Genomic DNA, 12,305 nt, shown 5'->3' on the forward strand with positions numbered 1-12,305 from the left:
TTGAACAAGAGAACACGAGAGGAATCGCCGTTAATCATCTCAGCGCGGGGTTCCGGCCTTTAAAAGACGATCTACCAGCAAGTTTTCAGAGTGACATAGCGCCAGATGCTTGCCGAGTGATCATCTTCGATGCGAATCACCGCTCACTTACGGCTTGAATACCGGCCGACGCTCGTGTCACCATCGTGGAGTCGGGGCGGCCCGTGGTCCACCCAGGGACCGGCGAACGCCGCCCAGCGAACAGAGGAGAAGCGCAATGCTGCGGACCAGATTCACCGAAACCTTCGGTGTCGAGCACCCGATCGTGCAGGGCGGCATGATGTGGGTCGGGCGGGCCGAGCTTGTCGCGGCCGTCGCCAACGCGGGCGGGCTCGGATTCATCACCGCGCTCACCCAGCCGACCCCCGACGACCTGCGCCGCGAGATCGCGCGCACCAGGGAGCTGACCGACAAGCCGTTCGGCGTGAACGTCACCATCCTGCCGTCGATCAACCCGCCGCCCTACGCCGAATATGTGCAGGCGATCATCGACAGCGGCATCAAGATCGTCGAGACGGCGGGCAGCAACCCGGAACCGTTCCTGCCGTACTACCAGGACGCGGGCGTCAAGGTACTGCACAAGTGCACCAGCGTCCGACATGCGTTGAAGGCGCAGCGGATCGGCGTCGACGGCGTCAGCATCGACGGGTTCGAATGCGCGGGCCACCCCGGCGAGGACGATATCCCCGGCCTGATCCTGATCCCCGCCGCCGCACGCGTGCTCGACATCCCGATGATCGCCTCCGGCGGCATCGCCGACGCCCGCGGGCTGGTCGCGGCGCTGGCGCTCGGCGCGGACGGCGTCAACATGGGCACCCGCTTCCTGTGCACCCGGGAGTCGGCCATCGATCAGAAGGTCAAGGAACAGATCGTCGCCAACAGCGAACTCGACACCCAGCTGATCTTCCGCACCATGCGCAACACCGCCAGGGTCGCCGACAACGAGATCAGCCGCAAGGTCGTCGAGATCGAAAAGTCCGGCGGCACTTTCGACGACGTGCGCGACCTGGTGTCCGGCGCCCGTGGCCGCCGCGTCTTCGAGGACGGCGACCTCGACGCGGGCATCTGGTCCGCGGGCCTGGCCCAGGGCCTGATCCACGACATTCCCAGCTGCGCCGAGCTGATCGAGCGCATGATCGCCGAGGCCGAGGAGCTGATCACCGCCCGCCTCGCGAGCGCGGTCGTCGCCTGACGATTCAGTCCAGATCCAGGCGGGCCAGCTCGACGCGGCTGGTCACCCCGAGTTTGGGGAAGGCGCGGTAGAGGTGGTGGCCAACGGTTTTCGGGCTCAGAAACAGCTTGGCACCGATCTCCTTGTTGGTCGCGCCGGCGGCGGCGAGCCGGACCACCTGGAATTCCTGCGGGGTGAGCACCGCCGCCACATCGGTTTCCGGTTCCGGCACGGTGCCTTCCCCCGCGGCCCGCAGTTCGGCACGGGCCCGCTCGGCCCACGGTGTCGCGCCGAGCCGGTCGAAGATCTCCATCGCTTTACGCAACCGCGTGCGCGCGTCGGCGTTGCGCCGCTCACGGCGCAACGCCTCGCCGTACAGCAACTCGGTCCGCGCGCAGTCGTACCAGAGTCCCTCGGCGGCTTGTATTTTCGCGGCATCGGCGAACAGCTCGCCGTCGCCGTGCAGCATCGCCTGGCAGCGCAGCACGAACGCGTCGGCCCACGGCGCGGCGATCGCCGCCGCCCAGCGTTCGATCGCCGCCATCGCTTCCTCGGCCCGGTCGGGGCGGCGCAGCCTGACCGCCGCTTCCACCCGGTCGGCGAGCAGCTGAATCCACTGGCCGAGTGCGCGATTCGGCGAGTGATAGAGCAATTCCAAACGGTCCAGCGCTAATTCGCAGCGACCGTAGCCCAGATCGAGCAGCGCGAGCGCCCATTCGAAGTACGCCGTCTCGATGGAGTTGACATCGCCCGTGTGGCGCAGATTTCGTTCGGCGAGTTCGCGGCAGCGCACCTCGTCGCCGCGCACGGCGGCGACGAGCGCCAGATTCGCTTCGGCACCCGCGATCCGGTTCGGCTGCCCGACATCGGTGGCGATCCGCAGGCACTCCTCCGAAACCACCGCCGCCTCGCGGAAATGACCGAGCAGCACCTCGGCGGCGCCGAGCGCCGCGGTGACCGCGGGCAGCCAGCCGACCCTGCCGTGGCAGCGGAATTCGTCGGCGAGGTCGCTCAGCAGCTCGCGCGCGCTCACCGAATCGCCGATCAGCCCGGCCTGCACCGCGAACGTGAACCGCAGCATCGGGAAATCGACCGGCCACGATCGGCCGTTCGCCACGTTCTCCCTGATCATCGCGACGCCCGCCGCCGGATCGTCCGAATGCAGCGCCAACGGCCCTTCCACCGCGTGCACGAGGGTGTCGCGATGTTCGCCGAGCGGCAGCACGGCCAGCTCGTCCCGCGCCGCGACGACGCCCACGAGATCCGCGCCGGTCCAGGCCATCCGCGCGGCCTCGATGTAGATGGCGCCCGCGCGCTGCGGGTCGGCGGCGGCGGTATCCCGCGCCGCGACGATCAGCCGCTGATAAGCCTTGCCGAGCGCACCGTGCTCGAAAGCGATCAGCCCGAGCGCGCTGCCGATCCGGCCACGCGCCAGCGGATCGGGCGACCACAGCGCGGCCTCCGCCGCCAATCGCCGCGCCCGCTCGGCCCGGCCCGCCTCGGCGGCCGTCTCCACGGCGCACACCATGCGCCGCATCCGCTCGGACGGGTCGGGAGTGAGCTTCGCCGCCCGCTCGAACGCGGTGGCGGCGGTCGCGAAACCGGTACGTTCCCTGGCTCTTTCGGCCACCGCCTCCAGCGCCGCCGCGGCCGGTTCGTCCGGCCCGGTCGCGGCGGCCGCGAGATGCCAGGCACGCCGATCCGGATCGTCGCGCAATACCTCGGCGATCGCCGCGTGCACCACGGCACGCTGGGTGAACGAGGCGAGCTGATATGCCGCCGCGCGTTTGAGCGGATGGCGGAAGGTCACCGACTGAAACGACACCGTGACCATGCACGATGCCTCGGCCTCGGCAAGTACTCCGGCATGCAGACCGAGTTTCGTCATGGCCCGCAGCACGCGATGCAGGTTGCCGGTCTCCTCGGCCGCGACGACCACCAGGGCCAACCGCGCCGACGGTGTCTGGTTCGCGATATGCGCCTGATATCCGGTGCGCAGCCGTTCCGGCAGCGGAATCGGGCCCGCCGGTGCGGCTTTCGCCAGCATTCGCGGCAGCTCGAGCACCGCGAGCGGATTGCCCGCCGCCTCGGCGAGCACGCGATCGCGCACCTCCGGCGCCAGCTCGGGCATCCGTGCCGTCAGCAGCGCCCGCGCATCGTCGGGGTCGAGCGGCCCGGGGCGCAGCTCGCGCAGCCCCGCCGTGCTGAACTCCGGTCGAGCCGCGAAGAGCACGGCGATCGACTCGGCGCCGAGCCTGCGCGCGGCGAACACCAGCGCGTCGGCCGACGGGCGATCCAGCCATTGCGCGTCATCGATCAGGCACAGCACCGGGGCATCGGTCGACAGTTCCGCGAGCAGTGACAGCGTCGCCAGGCCGACGAGGAAGCGATCATCCTGGTCGACAGCGCCGAGCCCGAACGCGCCGCGCAGCGCGTCCCGCTGCGGGGTGGGCAAGGTGTCCACCCGATCGAGCGCCGGGCCGAGGAGTAGATACAGACCGGCGAAGGGCAGCTCGGATTCGCTCTCGATGCCGTTGGCGCGCAGCACCTGCCAGCCGCCGCCCGCCGTCTCCGCGGCGTGCTCGAGCAATGCCGACTTTCCCCCACCGGGATCGGCGACGACGACCAGCGCGCCGCTGCTGCCCGACCGCGCCGCATCGAGTACGGCGCCGATCTGCCGTATCTCCAGCGAGCGTCCGAACAGCATGAACGTCAACCTAAGCGGTAACCGAGCAAGCGGCAAACGAGATCCGCCATCGACTACCGACGGGCCGCCAACGCGGTGACCGCGGCGTAATCATGGCCGGCGATCACCTCGATCCCGTCCGGCAACGCGTGCAATCGATGGATCGTCGCGAAGGCGGCGTCCCGGTCGGCATCGAACAATTGCCCTGGCATCGGCGCCTTTTCGCGGAGCAGCTCGATCTGGAGCCTGCTCCACACGGCATCGCCCGCGAGCAGCACCCTGGTGCCGTCGTCGACCGCGAGCAGCACGCCGATACTGCCCGGCGTGTGGCCCGCGAGATCGACCAGTACCACCGACCCGTCGTCGAACAGGTCGAGGCTGCGCGGAAAACTCAGCACGGGCGGGCCGTCCAGCGTGAACGTGTCGAAGGTACGCTCGCGCAACGGTCCGCGGGCGACGCCGATCGGCGCGTGCGTGCCGCCGAGGGCCCACTCGTGCTCGACCGCGGGTAGTCGGATCGGGACCGAGGCGGGTAGTTCCAGCAGGCCCGAGACGTGGTCCCAGTGCAGGTGCGTCGGGATGACGAAATCGATGGTGTCGAGGCCGATATCGCGGGCGGCCAGCGCGTCGGCCAGGCCGAGCACCGGTTTGTCCGGTGCCACCAGCAGCGGAATCGGGAATGGTAGCTCGGGCAGCACCCGATCGTGCACGCCCGAGCACAGCGCGGGATCGACCAGGAAGCGCGCCGCGGGGTGTTCGATCAGGAAGGCCGACATGGTCAGCGTCATCTCGCGCAGGCTGCGCGCGCCCTCCGCGACGATGGTCGTCGGGGCGGACATGGTGGCCTGCTCCAGGACGGTGAGCCGAATCGTGTTGCGGGCCTGCGGAATCGGCGCATCGATCAGGCTCGCCAGCAACGCTCGATCGGGGCGGCGCGGGCGTAGCAGCCTGCCCGGCGTGGCGGCAAGCGCGGCGCAGCAGCGCAGCACGGTGGGCCAAGTCGGCGTCCGCTCGGCACCGGTGTCGGATTCGGGCACGATGCCAACGGTAAGGCACGGACGACGGTCTTGTCTGCGCGTGATTCTCCGGCATAATCGGCGGGGGTACCTTTCGCGACCGGCACAGCCGTCGCCGAGACGGGAGGAGGGCGCGATGCGGACCAGTCTTCCGAACGGGCAAGGTAATTCGAGGGGTGCGCGCCGCCGCGCCGCGATCACCCATCTATCAGCGGTTTCGGTAGTAGCCCCGCGCTACGACCACCCCCGTTTCGCGCAATTGGTCGAGTATCCCGCGGCGCGATGACCGCCGCCGATACCGCACCCGTCCCCCCGGTCGCGGTCGTCGGAATCGGCTGCCGGGTACCCGGCGCCGCCGACGCGACCGAATTCTGGCGTCTGCTGCTCGCCGGGCGCGCCGCCGCACCGGGGACGCCCGGCTCCCTGCCCGACCCCGAATGGTTCGACAACGACTGGTTCGGCATCCCGGCAGGCGAGGCCGCACTCACCGACCCACGACAGCGCCTCGCGCTCGAGGTCGCGATCGAGGCCGTCGACGACGCCGGAATCGGCTATCGCACACGAGGTTCCGGCGGCGCGGTGGTGTTCGGTGCCTGCGGCCACGACCACGCCGTCGCACTGGCATACCGCGCCGAACCCCACGTGGTGGCCACCCCGGCCCTCGGCATCATCGCCGACCGACTCTCGTCGGCCCTCGACCTCCGCGGACCGAGCCTGGTGGTGGACAGCGGCTACTCCTCGTCCCTCGCCGCGATCGACGTAGCGATCCGCCTGCTGGCCGACCCGGCGATCCCCTTCGCCATCGTCGGCGGAGTCGACCTCACCCTCCTGCCACCCGCCATTGCACCCGCCGGATCCCCGACGACCAGCGGGCCCGCAGCACCCGACGGGACTACCGAGCACGACGGATACGCGGCGGCGGAGGGCGTCCAGCACGGCGACGATGTACGGCACGACGACAGATTCGCTGCGCCCGGCACGTGCGCTGCACATGGTGGGTTCGCGGCGAGCGGCGGATTGGTGGCGGGTGGCGGCGGCCGGTGTGGGGATGGGTGTGGTGTCGTCGTTTTGCGGCGGACGGTGGACGCGCTGCGCGATCAGCAGCGGATTTATGCCGAAATCGCCGGTGCGGCGATCGGCTCCGGTGCGAGGCCCATCAGCCTCGCCTGGGATCGTGCCGGGCTCGATCCGCGCAGCGCCGGATACTTCGAACATCACAGCGCCGGAAATCGCAGCAGCGGAGGTCAATTGGGCACCGCGGCGGAGTTGAGCGCGTTGGTAGCCGTAGGTCGTGGCGGGGATCGCATCGAACCAGGGTGGGTCGGGTCGGTGCAGGACACGGTTGGGCAGCTCGCGGCGGCGGCAGGCGTGACGGGGCTGATCAAGGCCGCACTGTCCATCCACCATGGTGTCATCGCGCCTGCTGTCGCCATCGATACAGCGCAGCCGCCGCGCGAGTTCGGCGGGTTGTCCCTCCCCGGCGCGCCGGTCGACTGGGGCCCGACCCCGCTGTCCGATCGATATGCCGGGGTCAGTTCCTTCGGGCCGGGCGGGACCGGTGCTCACGTGGTGTTGCGCGGCAGGCCGGCACCGCGACTCGACCGCGGTGACGAACCGCCGGTTGTCTTCCCGATCACCGGGCGCGATATCGCGGATCTGCGCGCGCGGGCACAGCGCGTGGCCGAACAACTCGACCACGAATTCGCGCATGGCACCGCGGCAGACCGGCTCGCCGACGAACCGGCGGACGCCGAATCACCGGCGGAGCTCGAGGCGCACCCGGTGAGTGTCGCACTGGCCGAGCGTCCCGGCGACGGCTCGATGCGCGCTATCGCCTCTGCGGTCGCCAGGATGCTGCCGGAACAGGTCAAGGCGGCGGTGATCGCCGACGATCGGCTGGCGGCGACCGGCCGGTTGTACGCGCTCGCCGGTGGCGAGGCCGATCCGGCGGTGATCGGCCCGAGTTCGGCACGGCGGCCGGGCGGGCTGATCTTCCTCTTCTCCGGGCACGGCGGCGGCCACGCGCGCATGGGCCGCGCGCTCGCCGCGCGGTATCCGGTGTTCGCCGCCGCGCTCACCGACGCGGCCGACGCGCTGGTCGCGGCGGGCGGACCACGCGTGTGGACGCCGCGGCACGGTTTCGCCGCCGCCGTCACCGAATTCGCGCGACCGGCGATCTTCGTATTTCAAGTGGCGCTCGCCGAGCTGCTGTCGTCGTGGGGTGTGCGCCCGGACGCGGTGCTCGGCCATGGCCACGGCGAGCTGGCCGGTGCCGTAGTGAGCGGTGGCCTGACACTGGCCGATGCGGCGCGAATCATGGTGCGCCGCAGCATGATCATCGACAGTGTCGACAGCACGGACGCGGTGGCATTGCTGGCGGCCACGGCGGACGAGGCCGCGGAACTGGTCGCACCGATGCGGGCGACGGTGCGGATCGCGGCGATCAATGGACCGCGCTCGGTCGTCATCGTCGGCGAGCCACGCTATGTGGAGACGATCGTGCGACGAGCCAAGCGCCGCGAGCTCCTCGCGCAGCCGATCGCCGCCGATGCCGCCGCGCACGGCCCACGACTCGGTGCCGTGCTGCCCGAATTCGTGGAAACGCTGGCCGATTTGGCGCCACGGGTACCGCACACCCCGATCTACTCCACGGTCCGGCGCGGCACCGTCCTCCGCACCGCCGCGCTGGACGCCGGCTATTGGGCGGCCAACGCCTCGAGCACCGTCGAGTTCGCGGCGGCTCTGGAAACCGCTGCCGCCGAAGGGCATTCGACCGTACTGGAGATCGCGCCGGATCCGGTGCTGCTTGCCGCGGTGCGCGAGTACCCCGGCTTCGAGGACGCCGCGTATTCCGTGGCCACCCGCGAGGACGAGGCCGGTGCGTTCCTGACCTGTCTGGCCCGGCTCTACGTGGACGGGCGCGCATTGGATTGGGCAGCGCACGGACCGTTCACCGCGGCGCCGCCGCGGCGGCACTGGGCCGAGCGGCGGTTTCCGCCGGTGCTGCCCCCCGTGCCCGGATCGAACGAATCCGTCTTTCCTGCAGAGGATCTCACGGATCACGTGGTGCGGGGCGTGGCGACCGTACCCGCGATGTACTGGCTGCGCAGGCTGCTGCACGCGAGCGGCCCGACGACCGTCGGCACCGATTTCGTGGTGCGCGACCACATCGACCTCGCGGCGCTGCCCGCGGTCACCTATCACCGCGACGGCGATGGAAGTATGCGGGCGCAGGCCACCGGCACCGAGGCGCTGGCTTCGACCCGGCCCGCCGGTGGGCCGACGCCCGCGGATATCGTCGCATGGATGCGGGTGGTCGATACCAACCGGGCCCGCTCACACCGCATGCACACCATCGATCCGACCGCGTTCTACGCCGAATTGTGGTCCCGCCGAATCGAATACGGTCCGGGTTTCCGCACCTTACGCACCATCCTCGCCGGAACCGACTGCGCACTCGGCACTTTCGACAACGCCGAGGTCCAGCGAACGGCCACCCTCGACGGGTGCCTGCAAGTGCTCATCGCCGCGGACGATGCCGAGCTCCCCGCCGGGCTGGCACCGCTGCCGATCGCGATCGAATCCGCCTGGGTATCCGGCGAATCGGGACGATTACTGCTCGAAGCACACGCCTTCGTCCGCGAACGTTCGGCCACTGGGTTGATCGGCGATGTGATCGGCACCGATCAGCACGGCGCACCCGCGGTCTCACTGTCGGGAGTCCACTTTCGATTCGCCCCCTTGGGTCGGGGCGACACCTATCCGACGGCCGAACTCATCGGCGGCGCAACCACACAAACCGGCACGGGAAACACGCGAACCAGCCCGCCATTCCCGCCCACCAGCCCAGGAAGTACACGCGGCGGCCTGGAAACCACACGAACGGTCAGTGAAACCGCACACGGCGACCCGGGCACGACTCGAACCGGCACGAGAGCTACCGACACCAGTCCAGAAATCACACAGACCAGCACGCCTGCCGATGGCCGAGGCAGCGGGAGTTCGGGCCATCGCGTTCCGGCCGTAGCCCGCCTGTCCGACAGTGTGTCCGGTCGCGCGCCTATCGCGCACGTGCCTGTCGGGTACGACGTATCAGTCAGCGCCACCACCGATTCGGGTCACGAGCCGGGGGATTCCGCGGCACCCGCGGATACCGGTCCGAGTCACTTCCGCAGGGAGACATGGGCGCCGGTGCCGCCCGAGTCGATCGGGCTCGGCGACCACGCCGACGGGAATCGACCCGACAGTCCGCGGCCCGCAAGCGCGCGCCGCGCGCTGGTCATCGGCGAATCCGAGCTGGCGATCCGCTTGGCCAGGGAACTCGACCGCGGACTGCCGACCGAGCACGTCGCGCGCGAGCCCGATGCGGCGGGCCCCATCGTGTCCGCCGTGCTCGCCGGACGGCCGAGTGACACGGCCATGGCCATCGTGCTGGTGTGGCCGACGGGACGCGACACGGACTCGGTACCGGATGCCGAAAACGACGCGACCGCATCGGAATTCGCGGCGCCGGTACCAGGCCGGAGCAATGTCGCCGTCGTCGGACGCGTGCTCGACCTGCTGCAATGCACCCAATCCGCCGCTGCCACAGCCTCATTGACGGTGGTACTGCCCGCAGAGCTGCTGCACATCGATCAGCGCGAACAGCCCACCGGCAGTCGCTCGGTGGTGGAACCGATGGCGATCGCCGGATTGGTGCGGTCGATGCAACGCGAGTCCGGTCGTGCGGTGCGGCTGATCTGGGCCGATCGGGATCCGCGGACCATTTCGCTGCTGCGCGGGCTGGTCACCGCAACCCCGGTGGGCGAGCGGACACCCCGCACGTCGGAACTGCGTCTGACCACCGGTGGTGCCGCCGTCCGCCGATTCACACCGGCCGCGCCCAGATCCGGTACCCCGATCAGCTGCGATGCCAACGGCACCTATGTGGTCACCGGTGGTCTCGGCGCGCTCGGCGCGGTCGCGGTGCGCTGGCTGCTCGACGCGGGCGCGCGCGATGTGGTGGTGCTGACCAGGGCACCCCGTCCGGTACCGCCCCCGCTCGACGGGCTGGAGGATCGCATCGTCGTCGTCCGCTGCGATACCGCCGATCGCAGCGATCTCGCCAACGCGCTCAACGACATTCGCGAATGCGGTTCGACCATCAGCGGTGTCGTGCACGCGGCGGGCACGAGGGAGGACGCACCGTTCGACGCGGTCACCGTCGGGCAGCTCGCGCGCATGTTCTCACCGAAGCTCACTGCGGCACGCAACCTCATCGAGCTCACCGCCGCCGATCCGACCGACTTCATCCTGCTGTTCTCCTCGGCCGTCGGCGCACTCGGCGCGCCGGGCCAGGCCGCCTATGCCTGCGCCAATGCCGCGATGGACGCGCTCGCCCTCGCCGACCCAGACCGCCGGGTGCTGAGCATCGGCTGGGGCACGTCCGGTCGCACCGAAGCCGGACCGCCCGCAGCACACGACTTCGACACCGAACGCGGCACCGAATTGCTCGCGCAGGCCCTGCATTACGACGGACCCCAGCTACTCGCCCTCGACCACCCGGACAACTGACCTGTCACCGTGCGCCCGGCCGACCGGGTGGGCATGGCGCCGAAACACCCGCCGATGTCCCCGTGATCGGCCGGGTGGCCAGCCATGATGAGTCGATGGCGAGCGAACTCATCTCGGTGAAATGGAAAGACGAGCCCGAGGACCACGACTATCCCGCGGCCGCCGACTACCTCGAGCTACTGGCCGAACCGGACGTCGTCGACGCGGTGGTCGCGCGACTGCGGGAGGCGCCGATCGTGCACAAGAAGGCCAAGGACATTCTCCGCGCCGCACAGCTCGAACTGCTGTCGGCGGAGAACTCGCACGTGCGCCGCGACCTCATCAAAATCAACAATGGCAAGGCGCTGTCACCGGTCCTGTTGGTACGGGGCGATTTTCGCACCGGAACCCCCATGGTGATCGCCGACGGCTACCACCGCGTCTGCGCGATCCACTGGGCCGACGAGAACATCGCCATCCCGGCGAAGATCGCCCCGCTTACGACACTGCGCTCGACGACAAGCAAGCGGTCGTGACCTTCTCCACCCTCGCCCTGGTAGTCGCACTCGGGCTACTCGGACCGGTACTCGCGTTGCGCACATCCTGGCATGTGCCGGTGATCCTCGGCGAACTGGTTGCCGGGATCGTGTTCGGCGCCACCGGTTTCGGCGTGCTGAACAGCGACGACGCGATCTTCGCCTTCCTCGCGGATATCGGCTTCGCCGTCGTCATGTTCGTCGCGGGCACCCATGTCCCGGTGCGCGATCCGGCCGTGCGTTCCGCACTGGGCGCCGGTGCTGTGCGCGCGGTGCTCGTCGGAGTGCTCGCCGCCGCAGCGGGCTGGGGCATCGCCCGCTGGTTCGACACCGGTCACGGCGCCATCTACGCGGTCCTGATGGCCTCGTCGTCCGCCGCGCTGGTGCTGCCGATCATCGATTCCCTTGGGCTACAAGGCAAACCGGTACTCGCGCTGACCGCTCAGGTGGCCGTCGCGGATACCGCGTGCATTGTCGCACTGCCACTCGTCATCGATCCGGCCAACGCCGGTCGCGCCGCGATCGGCGCCGTCGCGGTGGCGGCCTGCGCCGTCGCACTGTTCCTGGTACTGCGCCGACTGGAACAGTCAGGCATGCGGCGTCGCGCGCACCGGGTCTCCGAGGACCGCTCCTTCGCCTTGGAGCTGCGAGTGAGCCTGGCACTGTTGTTCGCCCTGTGCGCGGTCGCCACCCAAACCCATGTCTCAATCATGTTGGCGGGCTTCGCCGCCGGACTCGCGGTCGCTGGCATCGGCGAACCACGCCGGGTAGCCCGCCAACTGTTCGCCATCAACGACGGCTTCCTCGGCCCCCTGTTCTTCGTCTGGCTCGGCGCCCGCCTCAACCTCCGCGAGTTCGGCGAACACCCCCACCTGATCCTCCTCGGCCTCACCCTCGGCATGGGCGCGGTCCTGGTCCACCTCCTACCCCGCCTACTCGGCCAGCCGATCACCCACGGCACCTTGGCCGCCGCCCAAATCGGCGTCCCAGTAGCCGCCGTCACCGTAGGTTCCCAACTGAACGTCCTGATCCCCGGCGAGGGCTCCGCCCTCATGCTCGGCGCCCTGTGCACCATCGCCGCAGCCGCCATGGCCGCCAGCAGAATCGCCGCACACACCACCGCCGACACCCACCCCAAGGCGAATTGACCACTGCTCCATGGCCGCAACACCGGGGAGCGCACATACCTCTGCTGTGACGCCGCGCAGCGAATACCAGCTGAATCGGCGCGCGGCACGGTGATCCGTGCGCGGCAACACAATTCCTCGGCCACCGCGGCGGTCTGCTGGGCGGCGTCGGGCGAGTATCACCAGCGTGAGTGCACG

General features: G+C 69.8%; 6 protein-coding genes. 4 read left to right on the top strand and 2 right to left on the bottom strand.

Annotation, left to right across the window (positions count from 1 at the left end; genetic code table 11):
- The first annotated feature begins 256 nt into the window (after positions 1–256).
- Positions 257–1,231 (top strand): NAD(P)H-dependent flavin oxidoreductase, encoded by a 975-nt coding sequence (locus ACIG5A_RS23425; protein WP_397243339.1) that lies wholly within the window; start codon positions 257–259, stop codon positions 1,229–1,231.
- A gap of 4 nt (positions 1,232–1,235) precedes the next feature.
- Here ACIG5A_RS23425 and ACIG5A_RS23430 read toward each other — a convergent pair whose 3' ends face one another.
- A complete protein-coding gene (locus ACIG5A_RS23430; RefSeq protein ID WP_397243341.1) occupies positions 1,236–3,917 on the bottom strand; it encodes an AAA family ATPase in 2,682 nt (893 codons plus the stop codon).
- Positions 3,918–3,970: 53 nt separating this feature from the next.
- The gene (locus ACIG5A_RS23435; RefSeq protein WP_397243343.1) at positions 3,971–4,933 is read right to left on the bottom strand and encodes an MBL fold metallo-hydrolase; all 963 of its coding nucleotides are present in this window, start codon (positions 4,931–4,933) and stop codon (positions 3,971–3,973) included.
- Between the two features lie 261 nt (positions 4,934–5,194).
- Between ACIG5A_RS23435 and ACIG5A_RS23440 the strand changes: the two genes are divergently transcribed.
- From ACIG5A_RS23440 to ACIG5A_RS23450, 3 genes are all read left to right on the top strand, one after another.
- Entirely contained in the window at positions 5,195–10,465 is a 5,271-nt protein-coding gene (locus tag ACIG5A_RS23440; RefSeq protein WP_397243345.1) for an SDR family NAD(P)-dependent oxidoreductase, read from the top strand.
- Between the two features lie 95 nt (positions 10,466–10,560).
- Positions 10,561–10,980 carry a hypothetical protein gene (locus tag ACIG5A_RS23445; RefSeq protein ID WP_397243347.1) on the top strand — a complete coding sequence of 140 codons (420 nt, stop codon included), beginning with the start codon at positions 10,561–10,563 and terminating at the stop codon, positions 10,978–10,980.
- Complete coding sequence (locus ACIG5A_RS23450) at positions 10,977–12,128, top strand: cation:proton antiporter (protein WP_397243349.1); 1,152 nt, start codon at positions 10,977–10,979, stop codon at positions 12,126–12,128. Before ACIG5A_RS23445 ends, ACIG5A_RS23450 begins: the two co-directional genes overlap by 4 nt.
- Positions 12,129–12,305: the final 177 nt, after the last annotated feature.

This window comes from Nocardia sp. NPDC052566 (assembly GCF_044547285.1).
Taxonomy (GTDB): Bacteria; Actinomycetota; Actinomycetes; order Mycobacteriales; family Mycobacteriaceae; genus Nocardia.